Here is a 25200-nt window from a genome sequence, read left to right on the forward strand (position 1 = left end):
CGTTGGTGGCGCACTCAAATGGCCAGTGCGGCAAACTCCTTCATTCGCTCTTTGACCTGAGGCAGCCGGCTCATGGCGGTTTGGCTCGCCCCGGTCTCCGCGTGGCTCGACGCGGGGGCCAGATCCATTCCGCGGGTGTTCAACGCCGGAGAGAACTTCATCAGCGTCGTTTGGTTCATGTCGCTGGCGAGCAGGGTCTCCAGGCCGGCCATGAGTTCGTCGCGCTCGATGAGGGCAATGCCTTTGGCACCGACGTTGTTGAAGCAGTAACCCAGGTTGATGACCTTGGACGAGCAGCCGTAACGGCGCCCGGCAAAGGCCGCAAAGGCGTCCACGAAGGTGCTGGCCGCGGCGTAGCTCCCCTGTGCCATGGCCTTCAGGTAGGAGTTGATGGACGAAAGGAACAACGCGAAATCGAGCGATGGTCCTTGGAATTCCTCCGTCGCCCGGACGGCCGCATCCATCTTGGCGCGCAGAACTTCGTGGAGCTGCGCCTCGCTGGATTTGGCAAGACTCCCGCTGGAAAGCGAAAGACTCGCGTGAATCAGCCCGTTCACGGCCCCGAAGCGCCGCGTGATCTCCTGGTGTGCGCGCCGCAGGGAGGCGGCATCGGAGGCATCGGCCTGCACGTAGCAGGGCGCCGCCCCCAAGGCTGCGAGCGCACGCGAGGATGCCTCGATGCGCGCGTCCTTCTCCCTTCGACCGAGCCAGACGATCCGAGCACCGTACCGGCGCATCATGTGCTCGCTGATGGCAACGCCCAGGCCACCGGCGCCGCCCGTGATGACGATGACGGCTCCCTTGCGCACGGCGGCCTTCGACGTGGCCGGCGATGTCACCGTCGCAAAACGCTGCGCATACCACTGGTTGTTTCGATGAAGTCGCGTATTCCCATTCGGCTCTGGGCCAAGCGTCAGCACGGCGCGCAGCGACGCATCGTCATAGTCGCCGAGATCCGCAATACGCAATTGCCAATTGGGATATTCCTTGGCCAGCGACCCTGCGAGGCCGGCAATCCCCGCGTGGGTCGGGTCGGTTCGCTCGCCGTCGCGCAGTGCGTGGGCGCGGTGGGTGAGCACGGTCCAGCCGAGCGTGCGCGCGCCATGACCCGCGCCGAGGAGCGCTTTCAGAATGCGAAAGACCTGCAGCACACCGCGGGATTGGCCACCGAGCAAGGCTTCCGCAGTGGGAGCCTCCGCGGCTTCCGGTGCCAGCCAAATGAGATGATCGAGCACCGGCATCGCTCGGAGGGTCCGTTCGACGGCGTCCACGCTGTCATCGTCTCCGAGCGGAAGAACGCGGGCGTTGGGAAGCATCTGGGCCAGAGCATCCCGCGCCGCGCGCGTCCCGCCGAGGATCGCAATGGATTGGGAGGGCTCGGGCCAGCTGGCAACGATCGGCTCCGGTGAGGCCTCCCACACGGGCAACAACGTCACGGCCGGCGATGCGCTGGGTTTCGCCTCGGCGGCAACGGGCCGGCCGACCGCACCGCGGATCATCACGCACACCACGCCTTGCTCGTCGGCGATGTCGATGTCGATGGACTCGCCGGCGCCGTGCCGGATCCAGGCCCACATGGTCGACGCGCAGGGCCGCACGATGGTCACCTTCTTGAAGGCGAAGAGCATCTTGCCCGGAATCGGTTCCCCATCCACGCTCGTCAGCAGACGCACACATTGCATGGCCGAGTCGACGAGGACCGGATGCACGGTGAAGGTTCGCAGCGTGCTCGTTGCCGCATCGGGCAGGCGCAGTCGCGCGAGAACGGCACCCTTCGTCGTGTAGAGCTCCGCGCATCCGTGGAAGCTGGGCCCGTAGTCGATGCCCAGCGCGCGGTAATCTTCGTAGAATCGGTCGATGCTTGGTGCGGCGGGCCGGAAGGCTTTCCGCATCTCGGGGATATCGAGCCGGATGGAGTCGACCTTTTCCGCGGCGGCAATGGTGCCTTGGCAATGGGGCGTGTCCGCGCGGCCCGCCTCGCGGCTCAACACCTCGAACCGGGTTGCCCCCGAGGTGCTCCGAAGCTCGGTGCGCACCTCCACCTCGTTCATCGAGACTCCAAGGGGACGCATGAAAACGACGTCCTCCAAGGAGACAGCGCCCTCGCGGGTGCCACCGCCCCATGCGGTGCAGGCCAGCTCGAGGTACATCGCGCCGGGCAGAATGGCGGAGCCTTGCACGCGATGATCCCGCAGGAAGAACTCGTTGCCCGTGAGGGTCATCGTTGCTGGCTCGCTCGGAAGCGGGGAGGCCTTCACGGCAACGTGGCCTTCGGGCAACCAATACGAGGTCCTCTCGAAGGGATACGTAGGCAGCGACACCCGGTGATGGTTCTCACCCGAAAACAGGTCCGCAAAGCGCGGCGTCTGGCCCTCGAGGTAGCGAGCGGCGTATGCCTGGAGCTCCGACGGCGCATTCGACGTATCGCCCATGGCCTCGCCCGTGAGGCGTTCGCCGAGCTCGCGCAGATCCATGACGATGGCCGCCCAACGATGCTCGAAGTGCGCTCGTCCGAGCAGGAGCGTGTAGCTCACGTCTGCGAGCTCGGCGTCGGGATTTCGACGGCAGTACTCGGCGAGACGAACCCTTTGGTCGCGGAGCGCGGCGCTCGTTCGCGCCGAAAGCGCGATCAAGTAAGGCCGTGGCGCGCGGGGAGCGCGGCGCCGTGCGGGGGCTTCTTCGATCACCGCGTGAGCGTTGGTTCCGCTCGCACCGAGGGATGTGATGGCCGCGCGGCGCTTGCCTCCGCCGTCGGCCGGCCAATCCCTCACGTCCGTGTGCACGAAGAAGGGGCTGCCCTCGAGCAGGATGCTCTTGTTGGTCGCCTGGTGGTGAAGCAGCGGCGGCATCTTCGCGTGCTTCATGGCCAGCAGAATCTTGATGATTCCGAGGACCCCCGCCGCCGTCTGCGCGTGGCCGATGTTGGCTTTGCTCGATCCCAACGAGCAGAATCCGCGCTTGTCGGTAAAGTGGCGAAACGCACGCGTGAGCGCTTTGAACTCGACCGGATCACCCAGCTTCGTTCCCGTGCCGTGCGCCTCGATCATCTGAATGCCCTCGCAGTCGATGGCGAACTCCTCGTAGATTTCGCGAATCAGCTGCTCCTGCGCGCCGGCGTTCGGGGCGGTGATGCCGTTGCTCGTTCCATCCTGGTTGATCCCGATCCCGCGGACGACACCATGGACGTTGTCACCGTCGGCTTCTGCCTCGCCGAGCCGTTTCAGAATCAGCGAGCCCACGCCCTCTGCCGGTACGAAGCCATCGGCAGCGTCATCGAACGAGCGGCATCGTCCCGATGGCGAGAGCATGCCCGCACGCGAGCCGGAGACGTAGCCCTTCGGCGTGCATTGAACGAAAACCCCGCCGGCAATTGCCATATCGATATCGCCATTCCATAGCGCCTGGCAGGCCAGATGAATGGCAACCAGAGAGCTCGAGCACGCGGTATCCACGGTCAATGCGGGACCGTGCAAATCCAAATAGTAGGCAATGCGCGAGGGCACCAGGGAGCCCATGTTGCCCCACAGGGCCTGCGCGGGATAATCGGTACGCGAGCCCACATCGAAGTAATCGCCGGTGGTGCACCCTGCATAAACCCCGCAGCGCGGGCCCTTGATGGCCTCTCCCGCGTATCCGGCGTCCTCGAGAGCTTTCCACGTTTCTTCGAGGAAGAGCCGCTGCTGAGGCTCCATGTACTCCGCTTCGAGGCCGGAAATATTGAAGAACAAGGGATCGAAGGATGCAATGTCCTTCATGAAGCCGCCGTGAACGCACCGGCTCCCGAGCGCGGTGAGATCCCATCGCTCGGCCTCGGTCACGAGATCCGTGCCCGCCTCCAGGTGTTGCCAAAAGGCTTCCGCGTCATCCGCGCCGGGAAAGCGCCCGCTCATGCCGATGATGGCAATCGGCTCCTTGCTCCGCGGGCGCTCCTGCACCGGCTCGACCGCGATGGCGGGCGCGCTTTCCTGCGCCGTGCCGGTCGAAATCGAAGGCCGGTGCTCGGCGAGGATGAACGCCGTCAAGCGATCCACCGTCGGGTGATCGAACAGCACGGTCGTATCCAAGTCGATGCCGAGCGCCCGATTGAGCTCCTCCACCAGATTGACGCCGGTGAGCGAGTCCAGCCCATAATCGGCAAATGGCCCATCGTTCTGCAGCTCGTCTCTGCCAAGCTTGAGTGCGGCGATCAGCGCTTCGACCACCGTCCTTCGAACGACGCCGTCGACGCCGTCCCCCGTTTCGAGCACGGAGCGGCTCTTCGCCGGCGCACGATGCTCTCGTTGCGGTGCTTCGCGAAGTGAACCGTCGGCCCGGCCTACGATGATTTGCCATCCCAAGGCGTGGGCGCGCTCGGCGGGAAACTCTGCGTGCTGGAATCCCGCATCACGCAGCACCTTCGACCACGAGGCGGGGGAAAGCGCCGGACCGCCGGCGAGGCGCTCGCCATCGGTGAATCGCCACCAGCCTTCGAGGAGCCCGAACGTCAGATGCGCGAACAGCCCATTTTGCGCGAGCTCGTTGAGCACGATCACGCCGCCGGGCGAGAGCAGCGCCCGGGCATGCTCGACCGTCTCGACGATGTTCGTCGTGGCATGCAACACGTTGTTGGCGAGAACGATGTCGTAGCATCCCGTCGCAATGCCTTGCGCCGAAGGGGCCTTCTCCGCATCGAAGCGCTGGAATGTGAGGTACGGCAGGCGCGCGCCGAAGCGTTTTTCGGCGGCGATCAGGAATGCTTTGCCCAAATCGGTATAGCAGTATTCGGCAATGTCCGCCTCGTAGGGCTTCAATCGCTCGAACACGTGCTCGCTGCTGCTGCCGGTGCCGGCGCCGATCTCCAGGATGCGGATCCGCGGGCGCGGTCCGCGCTGGCGGAGGCTCTCCACGGCCTTTTGCACGGCGGTGGCCGTGGTGGCGTGGAAGTAATCGAAGACCGCATTCTTCTTGTAGATGGTCTCGACGAGCTCGAGCGACGAGCCGGGAAACATGATTTGCGTGGCCGGCGTCATTCCGGTGACGATCTCCGGAATGGCTTCGAGCATGCGCTCGGCCAAGAGCACGCGAGGGCCCATTTCGGGATCGGTGCGGTAGGTCCGTGCCCACTCCCGCCATGCGCGCCAGGCCTGGTTGGCATGGAGCGCAGCGGGGCCTTTGGTGAGATAGTCCCCATTGCGAACGAGGTAGCCGCCGTCCACGAGCACGTCGACGCAGTGGTCGAGCCACTTGGCGAAGACTTCGGCAATGCCATGCCTCACGCGGAGCCCCGCACATGGCTCTCGCGCCTCGAACATTCCCAGCGCGGAGAGCTGCGCGAACAGCACCCCGCGAAGATGCGCGTCCATGTCACGCGTCGCTTGCTCTTGGCGCGCAAGGAATCCGTCGATGTCGCCGCCCGCGGTTACCTCGAGAAGGGCTTGCGCTTCGTCCCTCAGCGTCGTCCCGAGCGGCACCAGCTCGCTGGAGCTCGTCGTGCCGCCGAGCCAATAGCGCTTCGTATCGAAGGGATACGTGGGGAGGCTCACGCGCCGCGGTGTCTCGCTTCCGTACGCCGCCCGCCAATCGAGCTCGACCCCATGGATCCAGAGCGAGGCCACCTTCTTCCACTCGTGCCGCTCGAGCCACGCGGTCTTCAGCGCCGCGAGCTCGTGATCGTCGCCGAACAGCGCCGCGAGCTCGCTGCCGCTCTGTCCCACCGTGCCCGTGAACGCGCCATCCGGCAGCTCGCCGGCGACGTACGCCGTGACCTTCTGCTCGAGATCGTTGCAGTCGTGTGCGAGGAAGGCCACGCGACTGGCCATGGCTCGCCGGCCGACCTGCAGCGTGTACGCGAGCGCCGTCAGATCGTCGCTGCTGCGGCGATATTCGGGCATGTGCTCCAGCAGACGCCGCGCAACCATGCGGAGACGATCGGCGTCCCGTGCGGAGAGCACCACGAGGTGCGATCCCGAGTCCAGCGGCTCCATCGGGGCGGCCCATCGAGCCTGTTCCAGCAGCGCGTGCGCGTTGCTGCCGCCGATCCCGAACGAGCTCAATCCTACCCGGTGCGGCTCTGCGCTCTTTGGGTCGAGCGCGAGGTTCTCGTCGGCCACGAAAAACGGCGATGCGTCCCAATCGATCGCGGCGTTGTCCTTGCGGTGGTGCAGCGTCCTGGGGATCTCGCCATGGCGCAGGCTCAGCGCCATCTTGATCAAGCCGGCCATGCCCGCGGCGCTGTCGACGTGGCCAATGTTGCTCTTGACCGATCCGATCCCGCAGAAGCGCGTACGGTTCGTGCGGTCGCGGAAAGCCTCCGTCAGCGCGGCAATCTCGATGGGATCACCGATCTTCGTGCCCGTGCCGTGAGCTTCGACGTACGCGATGGTCTCGGGATCCACCCCCGTTTTCTCGAGCACCTTGCGAATGACACGAGCTTGTCCCTTGGCGCTGGGGGCGTGAAAGCCAGCCTTGTCGCCGCCGTCGTTGTTCACCGCAATGCCGCGGATCACGCAATACACATTGTCGCCGTCGGCCAGGGCTTCGCGTGCGCGCTTGAGCAGCACCACGCCCACACCTTCGCCACCGGCCATGCCGTCGGCGTCTTCGTCGAACGTCTTGCACCGGCCATCGCTGGAGAGGTTCAGGCCCGGCTGGTGGACGTAGCCCAAGGTCATGGCCGAGAAGATGGTCGCCGCGCCGACCAGCGCCCGATCGGCTTCGCCGGCGAGCAGGCTTTGGCAGGCGAGATACAATCCACTCAAGGCCGACGAGCAGTTCGTGCTCACGTGCATGCTGGGGCCCGTCAAACCCAGCTTGGTGGAGATCATCGTGGGGATGCTTCCACCCTGCGCGAACGTCCACGCCACGTAATGCTCGGCGCTCTCCAGGACGCGGGGGCCGGTGACGCTCTTGACGAGGCTCGGCAGCAGCATCTGGTAAAAATTGGTGCTGGTCGACATGAAGACGCTCGTGTTTGGCGCGTCCTCCGGACGATGCCCGGCGTCCTCCAGGGCCTTCCAGGCATGGAGCAACAAAAGCCGCCCCTGCGGATCCATGAACTCGGCATCACGCGGCGAGATGCCGAAAAACGCGGGGTCGAATTCCGCCTTGCCGTCGATCTCGGACCGCTGGGGAACGAAGTTGGAGCGACCGACGAGTGCCTCCGGGACGCCCATCGCGCGGAGCTCTTCGGGCGACCACGAGCGGACGCTGTCCTTGCCCTGCCGCAGATTTTCCCAATACTCGCCATGATCCTTCGCACTGGGGAATTGGCACGACAAGCCAATGACCGCGATCGCACCGTCGAGCAGCGGCGCGTCTTCGCGGGCGTCGAAAGAAGGATAGGCGGAAGGGGGGGACTTGCGCGCCGGTGCGTCGTTCCGCACCGTGGTCGTGGCGCTCCATTTCGACGCGAGGTGGCGGCACATCGCATCGAGCGAAGGATGCGCAAACAGATCGGTGACCGGGAGCTGGCAACCGAATGCCTCGTTGATGCGTTCGATGGTGACGACCGCCGTGAACGAATCGCCGCCAAGGTCGAAGAAGCCTTCGTGGCGATCGAAATCCTCACCCCCGAGTGCCTGCCCGAAGATGGCCCGAACCCGGCGCTCGATCGATCCCGTATGCCACCTTGGCCGTGGCGCCGTCCGCGCGGGTCCGCCTTTCTCGCGCAGCGCGTTCTTATCGACCTTCCCATTGGAGGTCAGAGGCAGCGACGCCAATGGGAGCAGCTCGGCGGGAACCATGTAGGCCGGGAGGGCCTGCTTCAGATGGGCGCGCAAAAGCTTGGCGTCGATGGGCTGGCGGCTGGTGAAATACGCTGCGAGCCGCTGTTCATCGCCCGCACCTTGGAGCACGATCGCACTGGCCGTAATGCCCGGAAAGGACTCGATGGCGAGCTCGATCTCTGCGGGCTCGATGCGAAACCCGCGGAACTTGATTTGCTCGTCGCGTCGTCCCAGAAGCTTGATCTCGCCGTTGGGGAGCCGGCGCGCGCGATCGCCGGTCTTGTACATCCCGCGACCGGGACGAAAAGGGTTCTCCACGAAGCGCTGGCTGGTCAGCTCGGGGTTCTTGGGATAGCCCAACGCGATCCCGTAACCGGAGATGCATAGCTCGCCCTCCACGCCGACCGGGACGGGCTGCAGGTGCGTATCGAGAATGTAAATCTGCGTATTGGAAACAGGTTTGCCAATGGTCACCGACTCATCGTGACGAAGGCGTTTCCCCGCCGAATACTGTGTGGCTTCCGTCGGCCCATAGAGATTCCACGCCACCGCGCCAGTGGCGAGCATCTGGTCCTTGAGGCCGTCGGACAGCGCTTCGCCGCCCGAGACCATGGTGACCTTCTCGTCGTTCCTCCATCCGGTCCGGAACAATCGGTTCCACGTGGAGGGCGTGGCCCACATGAACGTCGGGCGCACCTGCTCGATGGCCCGCGAAAGCAGCGCCGGATCGCGCACCGTGCTGGAATCCGCGATATGCACATGGGCACCGGCCGCGAGCGGCAGGAGCAGCTCCGTTGCGGCCATGTCGAAGCTGAACGCCGCAATGGCCAACAGCCGATCGTGCGCCGACACCCCGAGCTTTCGCATGGTGTGGACGAGAATGTTGGTCAGTGCGCGATGCGGTATGGCGACGCCCTTGGGCCGCCCCGTGCTGCCCGAGGTGTAAATGACGTAGGCGGCGGCCTCCTTCGCATGGATCGGCGGCGCGGCGTCCTCGCGCAAATCCACCCGCAAATCCGCCGGCGAATCCATGAGATGAATGCTCACCCTCGATTCGAACGCGGACAATCTGTCTTTCGTTGTGCGCTGGGCAACGACCCATTTGCACCCGCTGTCCTGAATCATGAACGACAGGCGCGAGGGTGGCGATTCGGGATCCAATGGCAGGTATGCCGCGCCACATTTCAGGATGGCAAGAACGGCGGTCACCATATCGATGGATCGCTCGACGCAGATCCCGACGCACTCGCCCGCACTCACCCCATGTTGGCGGAGCGCCAAGGCCAGGCCGGCGCTTCTCTCGTCCAGCTCGCGGTAGGTCACCGTTTCCTCGCCGAACGTGACCGCCGGCCGCTCGGGGCTCGACGCGGTGTGCTCGGCAAAAAGCTCGACGCAGCTTCTTTCGACGGGGTAGTCCTCTTCGGTCTGGTTCCAATCGACGGTGAGTCGCCGATATTCCTCCGGCCCGAGCATGTTCAATCGACCGGGGACCTCTTTTCCGGCCGACGCCACGATGGCATCGATCAATTGGTCGAAATGCTCGGACATCCGTTCCACGGTGTCGCCGGAGAAGGCCGCCGGGTTGTACTTCCAGTGAAAGACGAAGCCTTCGTTCGGAATGACTTCGAGTGCAAGATCGTACTCGCCGCTTTGGTGCAAGCCGGACACCATCTCGAGGCTCAACGCGTCTCGGATATCTTCCCGCAGCGCGCTCACCCTCTTCTCGAGGGAGAAGTTTTGATAATTGTAACCGACTTGAAATATGGGTGATCGCGCATCGAGATCGCGCGCACCCAAATCGCGCACCATTCGCGCAAAGGGGTAATAGCCGTACTCGATGGCCGTCAATACGGTCTTCTGTACGCGGCGCGCATAGCTCGAAAAGTCGTTCTCGGGCGATAACGTGCTCCGGATCGGGATGGCGTTGACGAAATATCCAACGACCGAGTCGAAACGGGCCTGCGGGCGGGCTGCCGCAGCCATTCCTACGACGATGTCCTCCTGCTCGGTGTAGCGGAGCAGCAAGGTTTTGAACACGGCCAAGAAGAAGATGCCGTGGCTGATATCGTTTTCTCGGATGAAGGCATCCACCGCGCTGATTTGCGCCGGGGAAAGCCGGCTGCGATGCACCTCGCCCTGGTGGGGGGCATCGATCGGCAATGCCTTTTCGAATGGCAATCCCTTCAGCGGAACGATTCCAGCCAGCTCCTTCTTCCAGAATTCGCGCGCCGCCTGACACTTGGGGCCGTCGAGGGTCTCCCGCTCCCATTCGACGAATTCGCTGAAGGATGCGGATTCAACATCGATGACGGGCACCTGGCCCGTGACGAGATCTCGGTATGTCCTGAACAAAGTGTCCAGGACGGTGCCCAAGGACGTTCCATCGATCACGATGTGATGGACCACGAGAAGGATGTGCACGGGGCCATCATTTCGTGACAGCACCGACAAGCGCACGAGCGGCCCGCGCGCCAGATCGAAAGGCGCTCGTGCCCTGTTCCTCAGATATTCCAGCAGTCCGTCCTCATTCACGTCAGAAACATCGACGCGTTCGACGCGGAAAGTTCTGGGATCACCATGGGATAGGCACGGGTTGCCTTCGCTTTCGCGGACCGTTGCCGTCAGAATCGGGTGTCGTGCAAGCGTGCGATGGAAGGCAGCCTCGAGTACGGCAACGTCGACGCGGGGGCACGAAAAGCAGACCGGCACGTTGTACGCGTACATGTCCGGCTCCATTCGCTGGAGAGTCCAGAGGCCGCGCTGCCCCTCCGAAAGCGGCCTCTCGACGTTGGCCTCCAGCGCAATGAGCACGTCCGTTGTCGACAACACACCCGATTCGTACCGTTGCAGAATTTCTTCGAGGGTCATCCTCATCCTAGTCATGAATAGGGCGGTTCGCCGACGCCACGGTTCGATGCGCGCATCGTCTCGAGATGAATGCGCGGCAATGCACGGCGCGCCGCACGCCGTGAAACCGCGCCATGCATATGGAGTGAGCTGCCGCAGAACTCGAAAAAGCCCACAGCATGGTCCGTGCACGCGCACGATCCGAGAGACCGCAAGCGTGTCCTGAGATTGTGATGCAAATAGTGGACAGGGTCGGTGTCGTCAACTGCGCGACCGTCGATTTCCTATTGGCGAGACCGTCATAAGCTCATGTCGTTTCTCTTGGTCTATTCGAGAATTGCGTTTCTCTCTATTTGTACTTTCGCGCCACGAGCATGAACTATTTCTTCCAGCCGATCCGGTTGCGTTCAAGTGTTGCAGCCGTGGCGTGCGTCGTTCGCCGGCGTCGTCATTTGCCTGTCGCAAGTGGCGAATTGCGCCAAACTGAAGGTCCACCCCTGGAACGACGCACGTCCACTGCTCCGTCACGGCGAGCGCGCGTGGCCGCGCTTGGTCACGACGATAGTGTGAATTCGCACTTCACTAATGCGTTTCGATGAATTCGAATATCGCGCCCAATACGAATCGTGACTTGGACCGATCTTCGCCGTAATTCGACCTTACCCCAGCAAGCGGTCAGTACGCCCAGATGGCCGGTACATAACGAAAAGCGTCGCCGGCAACCGCCACGCGGCCGAGGGATGGGAACGATAGGTGACTGGCCATGAACAGCTCACCGGTCGCCGCAGCCTCCCGCAAGAGACGAACCCGGACGCGGGTAGCGTCCTCGGGTTCATGGTCGAAGGCGTTCTGCCACTCGGGGCACTCGATCCCGACCGGGACCAGGGCATCGGCGGCGAACGTCAGCCGCTCGCCGCCAGACGCCACACGGACGATGCTGTGCCCGGGGGTGTGGCCACCGGTTCGAGTTACGACGACCCCCGGCGCCACCTCGTGCTCCTTGTCGAACGTCCGCAGCTCGCTTCGGTACGCGTCCAAGAATTTCCGGGCGCTCGACCGAATTACGTCCTGAATCCCGCCAAACGTGTTGTGGGAGAAATCGGGCGCCGCAAAGAATTCCACGTCGGTGCCCGACACGTGGACCCGCAGGTCCGGACGAAGCCGACTCCTCAGTCGCTGGTCGATCAGCCCGCCAATATGGTCCATGTGGATGTGGGTAGCCACCACGTCGGTCACCGACGCGGGATCGATGCCGGCGCCCTCCAGCCGCAGGGCCAACCGCCCGGCCCGCGTGGCGTCCGGCATCTCCGACCCGACCCCAGAGTCGACGAGTATGGTTCGGCCGGCGCTACGCACGACGATGATGTTCAGCCCCCAATCGATGGGGTCCGGCAAGAATTTGTCGCGCAGCACGGCGTCCCGAGCGTCCGGCTCGACGTTGGTGCCCAAGATGTTGGCGGCTATCGGCATCGCCCCATCGCTGATCACCATCACGTCGATCTCACCGATCCGCAGCGCATAGCGCGACGGGACCAACTCGTTACCGGGGTGTGATTCGTGGCCCAAGCACATGTTCGACTCCTTTTTCAGGCGCCGAACGTAAAGCCCGACCATCGCGCGTGTAGGCCCACTTCGCGCAAAGCCCATGTGCCACGAGCACCCCCGCGAAATAATTGCATACTGCAACCATCACGCCCCCGACGACCGCGAGACATGCGCCGACTCTTCGACGACGAAGTCGTTCAAGCGCCGAGAGGCGCCGCGAGCAATCGATGCGGAGCGACAAAGGGGTCGACCGTCACTGTACGGAGCGAAGCGGAGTACAGTTACGGCGACGAATGGCGAAGCAGTGAGGCCCTAACCTGTGCGTACGCCATTACTTCTGGGGTGCCGGGGAGTCGACCGTCTGCTGTACGGAGCGAAGCGGAGTACAGCAACGGCGACGACCTGAAAATGGCTCACACATCGTGTGGGCAGGGTGCCGGAGAAGGGAGTCGAACCCCTGACCTAGCGCGTATGAAACGCCCGCTCTAACCAACTGAGCTACTCCGGCGGAGACGGCGGCGAAGTATCGTCGCCGCCACGGCGCATGTAAAGCAGATTTCTTCAGGCGAGGCGAGAGAAACGTCTCAGAATTCGCCGAAGAGATCTTGGATGCGCGATTCGAGCGCGATGGCGATCTTGTAGAGGGACGAGATCGATGCGGAGGATTCGGCGCGCTCGATTTGGGACAGGAGGGAGACGCTGAGGCCGGTGCGGCGGGACATCTGCTTCAAGGTCAGATCTTTTTCCTTGCGCAGATTGCGGATCGTGTCGCCGATGACCCGGTGCAGTTGCTCCTCGGGGGTGCGGGCAAGACCCTTCTTGCGCATCACGCGGCCGAGGACCTCGCGGAACTCGTCCACGTTGAACGGCTTCTTCAAGTAGTCGACGGCGTCGAGCTTCATCGAGGCCACGGCGGTCTCGAGGTTCGGGAAGCCAGTGAAGATCACGACGGCGATGTCGCTATCCAGTTTGCGAATGCGGCGGAGTACCTCGATGCCATCGAGTTTCGGCATCATCAGGTCGAGCACGATCAGGTGGTAGCCACCTTGACGAACCTCCTCCTCGACACTGGAGGGGTCACTTAGGGTTTTGACTTGGAAGCCATCTCGCTCAAGGAGCGTCTGCATGTATTCGCAGATGGCCTTGTCGTCGTCGACGATGAGAATGCGTACGGCGGGAAGCTCGGGGGGTGCCATGGCATTACAGTATGGCTAAACACACGGCGAATGGAAGGCCGTAAATTTGGCCGTTCGAACGAAACCGTTCTTCCTACAGCGTAAACGTTTGCCCTATCTCGACGCACATGGCTCAAGGCTCGGGTTTGGCGCCATCGGCGAGAGCTTCGGCGCGGGCGCGGAGGAGGTGAGCGATAACCTCGTCGATGCCTTCACCTTGGTTGCAGCGCGTGAAGACCACCGGTCCGCCCTGGCGCATCCGATTGGCATCGCGAGCCATTACCTCCAGGCTCGCGCCCACGTGCGGCGCCAGATCAATCTTGTTGATGATGAGCAAATCGCTCTGCGTGATGCCTGGGCCGCCTTTGCGGGGCACCTTGTCGCCTCCGGCCACGTCGATGACGTAGATCGTGTAGTCGACCAGCTCGCGGCTGTACTGGGCGGCCAGATTGTCGCCGCCACTTTCCACGATGAGCAGCTCGGGTGTGATGTCCTGCATCAACTGCGTCAGCGCATCCAGGTTCGGACTGATGTCCTCGCGGATGGCCGCGTGCGGGCAGCCGCCGGTTTCCACCGCCCGGATTTGCCGGCTGGGTAGCGCGCGGTGGCGCTCGAGGAACTCGGCGTCCTCACGCGTGAAAATATCGTTCGTCACCACACCGAGCCGCATCTGGTCGCGCAGACGCAAACAAAGTTGCAGCACGAGCGCCGTCTTGCCGCTTCCGACAGGGCCGCCGATGCCCACGGTGAAGGCGCGCTCGGCGAACGAGCGCGTTCGCTTGCGCGGGCCCTCGTTTGCCGTGCGGTCGCGGAAGAGACCCGGGCCGTCCCAATGCTCGTGCGTGTGCCCGTGCTCGCCGTGTTCGTGGCTATGGGTATGGCTGCCGTGCGAGTGCTCATGGGGATCGTGCATTCTTCTGCTCCTCGCTCACGATTGGAAAAGGCGGGCGTAAAGCCCGTCGTGCAAGGCCGAGCATGCGTCGGCTAGGGGGAAGGTTTGCGCCGCGTCCTCGGGCTGGAGGTCCGCGCACGATGCGAGGACGCGCTCGAGCAGATCCGCCCGCGCAGCCTGAAGGCGCTGTGCCTCCAGCGGCCCGACGATGCCCAGGCGCACCGCCGCGGACAGAATACCGCGCAACGCGGTGTGCAGGTACACGGAGCACGCCTCCCGTGCGTCGAGCCCCAATGCACCCAGGGTCACGCCGAACACGGGGGCGTAGTGCATGGAAAGACGCATCGAGTGGCCCCGCAGCCGTTCCGCGAGTGCCCGCACCGCGTCGTTCTCGTCGAAGACGTCGCGCGCGGTGGCCCAGAACGCGCGCCCTTGCGCCCGACTCGCGCGGTTGGCCACGTGGTTGCTCAATGTCGCGTCGGACAGTGCGTCCAGCTCCACCAGGTCCCGCCCCGCGCACGCCGCCCGCACGAAGGGCAGGGCGAGGCTTCCCGTTTGCCACAGGCTCGGGTCGAGGTACGCCTCGAAATCGCGCACGGCGCCGAGCTGCCATGTGGCCTCGAGCCCGCCGGAGTGCGCGAAGCCGCCCGCGGGAAATGCGCTATCGGCGAGCTGCCATACGAGCCATGGCGACGTCATGGTTCAAAAGAGCGAGTACAACCGCCCCAGCGGAACGACCTTCGCGGGTTTCGCCGTGAGGAGAACACCGTCGGCGAAGACCTCGTACGTCTCGGGATCGACCCGCATCGCCGGCAGCGCATCGTTGAGCACCATGTCGCGCTTGCCGAGACCGCGGCACCGCTCCACGGCCACGGCGCGCTTGCGCAGCCCTAGTTTGCCGAGCCCGCCCTCCGCGAGCGCGCGCTGCGACACGAAGGTCAACGACGAGGCGCCCACCGCGCGGCCCATCGCCCCGAACATCGGCCGCATGTACGAAGGCTGCGGCGTCGGGATGGACGCATTGGGATCGCCCATCTGCGACCACGCCACGAAGCCACCCTTGAGCACCAGCTCGGGCTTCACGCCGAAAAAAGCCGGCCGCCACAGCACCAGGTCGGCCCATTTGCCGATTTCGACGGAGCCAATCTCGCGGGCCATTCCGTGCGCGATGGCCGGGTTGATCGTGTACTTCGCGATGTAACGCCGTGCGCGCAGATTGTCGTTCGCGCCGCTTTCCCCGGACAGCCGACCCCGCTCGCCCTTCATCTTTGCGGCGGTCTGCCACGTGCGGCAAATGACCTCGCCCACCCGCCCCATGGCCTGGCTGTCGCTGGCCATCATGCTGAGTGCGCCCAAGTCGTGCAGCACGTCCTCGGCGGCAATGGTCTCGCCTCGGATGCGGCTCTCGGCAAAGGCGACGTCCTCCGGGATGCGCCGGTCCAGGTGATGGCAGACCATGAGCATGTCGAGGTGCTCGTCGAGCGTGTTCACCGTGAATGGGCGCGTCGGGTTCGTCGAGCTGGGGAGCACGTTCGGCTCCCCGGCGACGCGCAGGATGTCGGGCGCGTGCCCGCCGCCGGCGCCCTCGGTGTGGTACGTGTGGATCGTGCGGCCCCGGAAGGCGGCGATGGAATCGTCCACGTAGCCCGACTCATTCAACGTGTCGGTGTGGATGGTCACCTGCACGTCTTCGGCTTCGGCCACACCGAGGCAGCAATCGATGGCCGGCGGCGTGGTGCCCCAGTCCTCGTGCAGCTTGAGCCCGATGGCGCCGGCGCGAATCTGATCCACCAAGCCTTCCGGCTGGGACGTGTTGCCTTTGCCCGTGAGCCCGATGTTCACGGGAAGCGCATCGCACGCGCGCAGCATCATCTCGATGTTGCGCACGCCGGGCGAGCACGTGGTCGCGTTCGTGCCCGTGGTGGGGCCGGTGCCGCCGCCCACCATCGTGGTCACGCCGCTGGCGATGGCCTCGTCGGCCTGCTGCGGGCAGATGAAATGGATGTGCGTGTCGATGCCGCCGGCCGTGAGAATGAGCCCTTCGCCGGCGATGGCGTCGGTCGTCACGCCGACCAGCATGTTGTCGCTCACGCCGGCCATCACGCGCGGGTTGCCCGCTTTGCCAATGCCGACGATGCGGCCATGCTTGATGCCGATGTCCGCTTTGAAGATGCCCGTGTAGTCCACCACGAGCGCGTTCGTGATGACCACGTCCAGCGCCTCGGAGTCACCGATGCCGGCCATCTGGCCCATCTCGTCGCGCAAGACCTTGCCGCCGCCGAACTTGCACTCGTCGCCGTAGACGGCGAAGTCGCGCTCGACTTCGATGACGAGACCCGTGTCGCCGAGCGCCACGCGATCTCCGGTGGTTGGACCATACATCGCGGCGTAGGCACGTCGATCGAGGCGGCTCATGATTTTTCCCCCAGGCTAGTGCCTGGAAGCATAGGGATCCACACCGCACATTTCGGCAATGTTTCCGAGGCGGACACGGATTTCACGCAGCACATCCTCCGTGCGCTCCGCGGCCACGCGGGCCACGACGCCGTCGCCGCGCGCCAGCTTCGACGGTGCGTAGAGCACGTTGGTCCGCTCCCGCGGTGCGAGCATGGCGGCCATCACATCCGCGGCTCGCGCGCCGATGGCGACCACGGTGGCGTACGCATCGACCCGGCCGAAGCGTGCGGCAATCGGGCCATGCCGCGCATCGAGCACGGTTGCATCGCGTAGCAGGGGCTCGCCGCGGTCTACGTGGATGCGACTTGCCAACCGCTCGAATGCCCACCGCTCACCGTAGGCTGCCCGGCCCGAGGTGAAGGCATCCACCAGCACCAAAGTACCGGCCGCGCCCAAGGTGACCACCACCTCCGACTCGTACGTGGAGCCTGCGAAGCACGCGACGGGATCGGGCAGCGCCACCAAGGTTCCCTCCACACGAGCGTGCAGCACCTGCCGCGTGCTTCCGCGGTACGCCTTGGTGGAGGCCTGCGTCGTCAGGAGCAAGGTGGAGCCCTCTTCGACGTCGATGGCGAGCCGCAGCGCATCGCCGCGCACCAGGCCTCCGCCGAGGCTCGTCACGCAAACCCAGGCCGCCGTAGGGCCCTTCGCGTTGGACGCGTACGGCGTCTTGGGCAACAAAAGCCGCAGGGGACTCTCCGCGTACGCGCGCTCGAGCACATTTTTTCCGCCGCGGAATGCCGCGACCACCCGACCTCGACCCGCGCGATCTTCATCCATGCCCGGGGCGGCACTTTACCTCCTGGCGGATCCTGGCTCCGACATTTTGCGATGCTGCTCGGCCTTGATGGCCTCCGGAACGAAGCGTTGCGCGACGGCTTGAAGCTTGGTGCCCCGGCTGGTCGCCGCGAACACGCGGTCCTTGCCATCCATGAGCGCTTCGAAGCCTTGCTTGGCGACGTCCGCGGGGTGGTTCTTCTTGCTCTCTTCTGCCACCTTCGTGTCATCGAGCCCCGCCCGATGGGCGAAGTTCGTGTCCGTCGGTCCCGGTACCATGGCGGTGACGCTCACGCCGGTGTCCTTCAATTCGTGACGGAGCGAGGCTGCGAAGGAGAGATCGAACGCTTTCGTGGCACCGTACACCGCTTCGAGCGGCGTGGGCATCGAGCCCGCGATGGATGCCGTGATGAGGATGCGCCCTTTGCCGCGCGCGACCATGTCCCTCACGATGCGCTTCGTGAGGTGGACGGTCGAGACCACGTTGAGCTGAATCATGCGCAATTCGTCGCGCAAAGCGGTCTCGCGTGCGAAGTCGCCCGCGACGCCGAAGCCGGCGTTGACCGCGAGGGCATCCACCGGCCCGAACTTCTGCGCCGAGGCATAGAGGGTCTCGACCCCGTCGTACTCCGCCAAGTCCGCCTGCACGGCGTGCACCCGATGCGTGAGCTGGGCGAATTCCATCGCAGCGGTGTGGATGTCCTCGTGATCCGCGCACACGACGAGGTCGAATCCGTTCGTAGCAAATTGCTTCGCGAGCTCGTACCCGATGCCCTTCGAGGCACCGGTCACGATCGCAAGCGGCCTGCGTTGCGCCATGGTTCCCATGCCGCGTCGCTATGCGAGAGGCTTGCCACCCGTGACGCCGAGGACCTCGCCATTGACGTAACGCGACTCATCGCACGCCAAAAAGACGAACGCCGGCGCAAGCTCCGCAGGCTGGGCCGGTCGCTCCATGGGCGAGTTTCCGCCGAACTTGGCGATCTTTTCCCCTTCGAACGACTGCACGATGAGGGGCGTCCACACCGGCCCCGGCGCGACGGCGTTCGCGCGGATGCCCTTCTTGATGACCTCCTGCGCGAGGCCCTTGGTGAAGGTGATGATCGCGCCCTTCGTCGAGGCGTAGTCCAAAATGGGCCCGCTCGGCAGGTATGCCTGGATCGAGGCGGTGTTGATGATCGTGGCGCCCGCCTTCATGTGCGGCAGGGCGTGCTTCACGATGTGGAACATCGCCAGGATGTTCGTGCGGAAGGTCCGTTCGATTCGCTCGGTGTCGAGGTCCTCGAAGGACTCCACCGTTTCGCCTTGGAAGGCCGCATTGTTGACGAGCACGTCGATGCGCCCGAAGGCTTTCACCGTCTCGTCGACGACCCGCCGGCATTCGTCCGCGCTGGCAAGGTCACCGGGCAGCAGCACTGCCCGCTTGCCCGCGGCCTCGACGACCCGCGCGGTCTCGCGTGCATCGTCGTGCTCCTTCCAATAGCTCACCGCGACGTCGGCGCCTTCGCGCGCAAACGCCAGCGCGACGGCTCGGCCGATGCCGCTGTCTGCGCCCGTAACGAGCGCCACGCGTCCTTCGAGCCGGCCATGGCCCTTGTAGCTTTCCTCGCCGAAGTCCGGCTTGGTCCGCATCACCGACTCTCTCGCCGGCGCGTCCTGCTCCTCTTCCCGAAAGGGCGGCTTCTTCCCCGCCGTCTTCGGATCCCGCATCGTAGAAGGCTGTCCCATAGCCTCCCGACGCTTCAAGAACGATGCCGGGCCGGCCAGAGGCCGGCGGACCGCCGGCAGGATGCCGGCGCTCCATGCGGCGAGCGAACTACGTATGCTCGCTCAAAAAGACAGTAGTCGGGGCGAGAGGATTTGAACCTCCGACTCCTCGGTCCCGAACCGAGTGCGCTACCAGGCTGCGCTACGCCCCGTGTGAAAGCGACTTGCCTTATGCAGGGCAGCCGCGATTTCGTCAATGGGATAATTTGATCAGATCGTTCCTCCCGCCCCCGAGCCTGGATTTCTCGAGGATCGGGGGCGGAGAGAAACGTCGGCCTAGGCGGCGTGCAGCCTGGCGTTCTCGGCCTGGGCCAGGCTCGCTCCGCCGGTGTTGGCGCTCGGCGGCACGTAACCTTGGCGCCAGGGGCCCCGCCAGTAGCGAAGCCAGAACAGGGTCGCCGAGAACGTGGTCTCGCCGATGAACCCGAGCCACCCGCCCAAGGCGCCGAGCCCGGCAAGCTTCCCGAGCACGTAGGCCGCGGTCGGAACGCAGGTCCACACCACCGTGACGCCGATGATCGCGGTCACCCGCACGTCCTTGGCACCGCGCAAGGCGCCGCGAAGGACGATGTTGACCGCATCGAGCACCTGGAAGACGGCGGCCACCAGGAGCAGGTTGCGTGTGATGCGGATCACCTCGGGGTCCGTCGAGAACCCGTGGGCCAGTGCCCCACCGAAGACCGCGAAGAGCACCCCGCAAACGGCCATGAAGCCGATGGCGAGCTGCAAAGCCGCCCAGGTGGCGCGGTCCGCCTCGTCGAGGCGCTTCTCACCCAGAGAGCGCCCCACCAAGATGCTCGCCGCCTCGGCGATGGCCACGCCCGGAAGAAACGAGGTCCGGATCGTTGCCATGGCAACCTGGTGGGAGGCGATCTCGGCGCTGGCCAAGGTCCCCAACACCGCCGTGAACGTCGTGAAGGCGAGCGTCTCGGCGCCGAAGTGGATGGCCGTGGGCATTCCCAGATCCCACACCCCGCGACAGGCTTCGCGCAGGCGCAGGGTGCTCGGGGGACAGCGCTTCATGTCCCGCAGGAGCAGAGCGCCCAGCATGGCGCACTCCAGGTACTCCGACGTGGCCGTGGCGAAACCCGCTCCGCGCACGCCCAGGGCCGGAAGGCCCCAGTGCCCGTAAATGAGCCCGTACGCGAAGAAGCCGTTGAAGATGTTGGCCACGATGCCCACGATCATCGGCGTACGCGTGTCGCCTGTCGCTTGGCGGTGCTGGTACAGGGCCACCAACACCGTGACGCCCACGGAGCCGTAGGTCACGGCCGAGAAGAAATCCCGTGCCGGGGCAATGAGCTCGTGGTCGACGCCGAGCGCCCGCAGAAGCCATGAAATGTCGCGCCCCAAGATGAACAGCGCCACGCCGATGCCGACGGCCATCAAGATGCCGGCCTGCGCGTAGCGTATTCCGTCTTGTGGACGGCCTTCTCCCACGGCGTGCGCGGTCTGCACTTTGACCGCGCGCATCGCTCCGAAAACGAGCGAGTAGCCAACGTACATCATCATCGTGGCCAGGCCGACGCCGCCCAGTGCTGCAGGCCCGAGCCCGCCGACGAGCTTCGTGTCGACGAGTCCGAGCATGGTCTCGGCGCTCATCGCGATGACGATGGGCCAGGCAAGCTTGAACAGTTCCGCACGCGTGCGTGCTCTGGCGCTTACCTGGGCGGCTGCGGTCGTGGAAGAAGGTCGCCCCGCGCGCGCCAGGAGCCGGCGCACGTGAGCGACCCATCGTTTCAATCGATAGCGTTTGAAAAGCGAAGTAAACATGAATACGTTCCTCTGGAGCCCGCTAGCTTGATTCGCCTAAGCGCGGGCTCCGAAGAACGCTCTCGGCGACGGTTTCTCCGTCGCCTCTCTCACGAAGCGACGGGGCTAATCTTTACGGCAGGCGCTAACGCATGGCTGATATACAGCCGCGTCGCGCACAGTGGTAAAGGCCGTCACCTGAGACATAGTGAATGAACGATGTCCGATATATGCGATTTCGTCAAGGCGATAATCGCGAATAGTTTACGCGAGATGCTTTTTCAAAAACGCAATCGTGCGATCCCACGCAAGCTTTGCGTTTTCCGCCGAGTAAACATTGGCGCGGGTGTCATTGAAGAACGCATGATCGGCGTCATACACGTGAAGCTCGATCGATTTGCCGTGTGACTCGAGCTCGCGCTTCACCGCCTCGGCCTTCTCCGGCGTGACCCATTGATCGTGTTTGGCCACGTGCGTGAGGATCGGAGCCGTGACCTTGGCGTAATCGGCCTTGGGCGGGATGCCATAAAAGGGCACCACGGCGGAGAGTCCCTCGATCTGCGTCGACGAAACGAAAGAGAGTGCGCCGCCCATGCAGAATCCCGTCACGCCCACCTTGCCCGTCGAACGCGGGTGCGCCTTCGCGTAGGCGACGGCGGCGGCGATCTGCGTGACCGCGCGTCCCCAATCGAGCTTGGTCATTCTCTCCGACGCGCGCGCTTCGTTGGTGAGCGGCACCTCTTCGCCGTCGTACAAATCCGGCGCGATGGCAAGGAATCCCGCTTGAGCGAGGCGCGTGGCAATCGAGCGGATGTGATCGTTCACGCCCCACCACTCCTGCAGAACGACCACCGCCGGAGCTTTTGCGCTTCCCTCGGGTAGGGCGAGGTCGCCCTTTACGGTTTCGCCATTCTTCGCTGCAAATTCAACGCGTGTGGTCATGGCCCTGCCTCCTAAGGTTTTGCTGCCGACTTGCCTGGTACTGCCGACTTTCCCGGGTACTGCCGGGCCAAGATAGAGGTGCGCATGCTAAGACGGAAGCCATGAGGATGCTTCTCGTCGGTGCGTGCGTGTCGAGCATGATCTGGTGCAGCATCGGATGCAGCAAGTCGGATGAGGCGCAGGTGCCCGCCGGCGGCGAGCTGAAGGTGGAGGCCAACGAAAAGGGCTTCACGCCCAGCGCGATCTCCGTCAAGAAAGGCGCCCCCTCGCACCTGGTATTCACCCGCACGAGCGAACACACGTGCGCCACCGAGGTGGTGTTCCCCGATTTGGGCATCAACAAAGAGCTGCCCTTGAACAAGCCGGTGTCGATCGACATCCCCGCCGATCAGGACAAAACGCTGACGTTTGCCTGCGGCATGAACATGTACAAGGGCCAGGTCGTCGTTAAGTAAGAACGGCGCGCACGCTTTCTTCGACGATGCCGAGCAGCTGCGTGAGCTCGTCGTTCGAAATGGTGAGCGGCGGCGCTACGTACACGGTGTCGCCCAACGGCCTCAAGTAGGCGCCGCGGCGCCGGGCCTCGTCGTACACGCGCCAGCCGATCTTGCCGAGGTAGCCCTCGCCGAGATCCGCTGCGCCGATCATGCCGAGGCTGCGCACGCGTGCCACGCCCGGGATCTCGGCGATGCGCGCGAAGGCGCGCTCGATGAGGAGGCTCTTTTCCTTGGAGCGCTCGATGAGCTTTTCCTCGCGGTAGATGGCCAGCACCTCGCGCGCGAGCGCCGCGCCCAGCGGGTGCCCGCAGAACGTGTGCCCGTAATAGAGTGCGCGGTCCTTCGACCCGCGGAAGCCGTCGAAAACGCGCTCGCTCGCGAGCGTCGCGCCCATGGGAAGGATCGACGAGAAGGCCTTGCCGAGGCACATGATGTCCGGCGCGATGCCCGCGTGGTTCACGGCCCACATCGGGCCGGTGCGACCATAGCCGGTGAACACTTCGTCGTCGATGAGCATCACGTCGTGCCGATCGGCCAGCGCGCGCAGCTCGCGCAAGAACGCGGCATCGTAGATGCGCATGCCGGCGGCAGCCTGCACCATCGGCTCGATGATGATGGCCGCCGTCTCGTCGGCCTTGTCGCGGAGCAGGCGTGCGATCATGTCGAACGCGCGCGCGTGCGCGTTGGGGGCCGGCACGGGCACGCGCACGCACGTGAGGCCGATGTCGCCGACCACGCGACGAAAGACATCGAGCCCGCCGAGGCTCGCCGCGCCCAAGGTGTCGCCATGGAAGGCGCCCTCCAGGGCCAGTGCCCCGCGCTTCTTCGGCGCGCCGTTCTGCACGTACATCTGCAGCGCCATGCGAAGCGCCACCTCGACGGAGCCGGATCCGTTGTCCGTGTAGAATACACGCGTTAATCCCGGCGGGGCGATGGCCACGAGCTCCTCGGCCAAGCGCGCCGCCGGCTCGTGCGTCGTGCCCGCGAGCGAACAATGGAGAAGCCCTTGCTCGGCCTGCCGCTGCATCGTCGCCACGAGGCGCGGGTGCGCATGCCCGAGCGTCGCCACCCACCACGAGCTATTGCCGTCGAGGTAGCGCCGGCCGTCCACATCTTCGAGCCACGAGCCCTGGGCACGCGCAATCACCAGAGGATCGCTGGCCGTGTACTCGTCCATCGCGGTGTAGGGGTGCCAGACGTGCGCCTTGTCTCGGGCAACGATTTCGTCGCGGATCATGCCCCGCTTAGTAGCACGATCACACGATCAGGAGAGCGAACCGCCACGCAGCTTGGCCGCGCGCTCCAGGTCGGCCTGGTTCACGTCGTCGGCCCCGGCGGGCAGGCACACGGTGACCGTGGTGCCCTCGCCGGCGCGGCTTTCGATGAGCAAAAACCCGCCGTGCGCCTCCACGATGCGGTCGACGATGGCCAGGCCGAGCCCGGTGCCGCTGGGGCGCGTCGTGAAGAAAGGATCGCGCGCGCGCAGCCGCACGATGGTGTCCATGCCTTCGCCGGTGTCGCGGATGTGAACGGCGAATCCATCGAAGCCGTCGTCCTGGCGCCGATCGACATGCAACGACAGCGTGCCGCCATGCGACATGGCCTGCACCGCGTTCTCCACCAGGTTGTCGAACACTTGGCGCAGGAGGCTCGAGTCGCCCCACACGTGCGGGTTCTCCACGTCGTACTTCGTCGAGACCTCGATGCCCTTGGCCTTGATCTTCGCGAGCTGCAGCGCCCGATCGAGAAGATCCGAGATGCGAATCTTCGACTTCTGCACATTGACCGGCCGCGCATACCGCAACAAATCCGACACCAGGCGATTGAGGCGCGTCGTCTCTTCTTCCAAAATGCCCAGCAAGGTCGTTTGATCGTCGCGGGGCAGGGTGGGCCTGCGCAAGCCGGCGACGGCGTTGGTGATCACGGCCAGCGGATTGCGAACCTCGTGCGCCACGACCGCCGCCAATTCGCCGACCACCGCGAGCTGCTCTTTGCGACCGAGCTCCTCCTGCGCGGAGTGGAGATCGCGGTACGACTTTCGAAGCTCGCGCGTCGTGTGCTCGAGCTCCTCGGTCCGTGCCTCGAGCTCCCGGCTCACCGCCGAATAGCGGAACGCGTAGGATCCGGAGCCGCCAATCAAGAAGGCGAGAAATCCAAGGCGCCCGATGCCCGAACCACCGAGCGCGCCGGTCGACACGAGGGCCTCGTGCACCATGGTGAGAAACAGCAGGAACATGCCGGCGGTGACCGGCAGCGCGTCCTTCATGCCTTCGAGGTAAAGACGCGCCATGCGGTAGGTGGCCACGCCCACCCCGCAGGCGAGGAGCAGCACGATGGTGATCCCGGGCGCGGTTAGCCGGCTTTGGAAGAGCGCCGACCACGCGGAGATGTCATCTTGATGCTCCACGACGTTCGCCACATCGAGAATGCACGCGACGAGCGCGGCGCCGTAGGCGAACCACAGCCATCGCCGGGTCTGCGCCACACTGGCCCGACGCTCCGCGTGATGCATGACCGCGAGCAGCCCGATGACGACGCAGGCGAAGCCGAATCGGCCATCGTGCGGACCGGCGTGGGAGAGATGAAACAGCTGCGTGAGCGAATAGCCAAACTGCGAAAACGCGACCAGCGAGAAGAACGCAAGGTCACTGGTCCACGTTTCACGCGACCAGACGAAGACCGAGTACAGGCCTACGAAGGCGTATATCGCGAGACTGCCGCACAGGGCGCCGAAGGTCCAATCCAACTTGGCGGTACGATAGCCGGATTGTCTCTTCCCGTACACGTTCCCGTTCCCGTGCCCGTCCACGAAATGCCATCGGGAAGGGGAACGGGAACGTGGACGT

At 64.8% G+C, this 25200-nt stretch carries 14 protein-coding genes and 2 tRNA genes; 1 reads left to right on the forward strand and 15 read right to left on the reverse strand.

What is annotated here, in order from left to right; genetic code table 11:
* Positions 1-14: 14 nt before the first annotated feature.
* The 13 genes from LZC95_15165 to LZC95_15225 all read right to left on the reverse strand — a co-directional run bounded on the left by LZC95_15165 (position 15) and on the right by LZC95_15225 (position 21857).
* Positions 15-10571 (reverse strand): amino acid adenylation domain-containing protein, encoded by a 10557-nt coding sequence (locus LZC95_15165; GenBank protein ID WXA98171.1) that lies wholly within the window; start codon positions 10569-10571, stop codon positions 15-17.
* A gap of 654 nt (positions 10572-11225) precedes the next feature.
* Positions 11226-12122: an MBL fold metallo-hydrolase gene (locus LZC95_15170; protein ID WXA98172.1), complete on the reverse strand. Its 897-nt coding sequence runs from the start codon at positions 12120-12122 to the stop codon at positions 11226-11228.
* Positions 12123-12529: 407 nt separating this feature from the next.
* Positions 12530-12603, reverse strand: a tRNA-Met gene (locus LZC95_15175).
* Positions 12604-12679: 76 nt separating this feature from the next.
* Positions 12680-13291: a response regulator gene (locus LZC95_15180; GenBank protein ID WXA98173.1), complete on the reverse strand. Its 612-nt coding sequence runs from the start codon at positions 13289-13291 to the stop codon at positions 12680-12682.
* Between the two features lie 112 nt (positions 13292-13403).
* Complete coding sequence (gene ureG / locus LZC95_15185; protein ID WXA98174.1) at positions 13404-14183, reverse strand: urease accessory protein UreG; 780 nt, start codon at positions 14181-14183, stop codon at positions 13404-13406.
* Positions 14184-14198: 15 nt separating this feature from the next.
* Positions 14199-14861, reverse strand: a complete 663-nt coding sequence (locus LZC95_15190) for an urease accessory protein UreF (GenBank protein WXA98175.1) — start codon at positions 14859-14861, stop codon at positions 14199-14201.
* A 3-nt stretch (positions 14862-14864) separates the two neighbouring features.
* On the reverse strand, positions 14865-16577 hold the full coding sequence (gene ureC, locus LZC95_15195; GenBank protein ID WXA98176.1) for an urease subunit alpha: 1713 nt from the start codon (positions 16575-16577) through the stop codon (positions 14865-14867).
* Positions 16578-16592: 15 nt separating this feature from the next.
* The gene (locus LZC95_15200) at positions 16593-17399 is read right to left on the reverse strand and encodes an urease accessory protein UreD (protein ID WXA98177.1); all 807 of its coding nucleotides are present in this window, start codon (positions 17397-17399) and stop codon (positions 16593-16595) included.
* Positions 17400-17414: 15 nt separating this feature from the next.
* A complete protein-coding gene (locus LZC95_15205; protein WXA98178.1) occupies positions 17415-18215 on the reverse strand; it encodes an SDR family NAD(P)-dependent oxidoreductase in 801 nt (266 codons plus the stop codon).
* Positions 18216-18233: 18 nt separating this feature from the next.
* The gene (locus LZC95_15210; GenBank protein WXA98179.1) at positions 18234-19106 is read right to left on the reverse strand and encodes an SDR family oxidoreductase; all 873 of its coding nucleotides are present in this window, start codon (positions 19104-19106) and stop codon (positions 18234-18236) included.
* A 135-nt stretch (positions 19107-19241) separates the two neighbouring features.
* A tRNA-Pro gene (locus LZC95_15215) sits at positions 19242-19315 on the reverse strand.
* 124 nt (positions 19316-19439) lie between these two features.
* Positions 19440-20936, reverse strand: coding sequence for an MATE family efflux transporter (locus LZC95_15220; GenBank protein ID WXA98180.1), 1497 nt, complete (start codon positions 20934-20936; stop codon positions 19440-19442).
* Positions 20937-21179: 243 nt separating this feature from the next.
* Positions 21180-21857 (reverse strand): dienelactone hydrolase family protein, encoded by a 678-nt coding sequence (locus LZC95_15225; GenBank protein WXA98181.1) that lies wholly within the window; start codon positions 21855-21857, stop codon positions 21180-21182.
* Between the two features lie 101 nt (positions 21858-21958).
* Here LZC95_15225 and LZC95_15230 point away from each other — a divergent pair, with 101 nt between their 5' ends.
* On the forward strand, positions 21959-22312 hold the full coding sequence (locus tag LZC95_15230) for a cupredoxin domain-containing protein (GenBank protein ID WXA98182.1): 354 nt from the start codon (positions 21959-21961) through the stop codon (positions 22310-22312).
* Here the strand turns inward: LZC95_15230 and bioA are convergent.
* Positions 22305-23591, reverse strand: a complete 1287-nt coding sequence (gene bioA, locus LZC95_15235) for an adenosylmethionine--8-amino-7-oxononanoate transaminase (protein WXA98183.1) — start codon at positions 23589-23591, stop codon at positions 22305-22307. The genes LZC95_15230 and bioA overlap by 8 nt on opposite strands.
* A gap of 27 nt (positions 23592-23618) precedes the next feature.
* Positions 23619-25139, reverse strand: coding sequence for an ATP-binding protein (locus LZC95_15240; protein ID WXA98184.1), 1521 nt, complete (start codon positions 25137-25139; stop codon positions 23619-23621).
* Positions 25140-25200: the final 61 nt, after the last annotated feature.

This window comes from Sorangiineae bacterium MSr12523 (assembly GCA_037157775.1).
In the GTDB taxonomy this organism is placed as follows: Bacteria; Myxococcota_A; Polyangia; order Polyangiales; family Polyangiaceae; genus Pendulispora; species Pendulispora brunnea.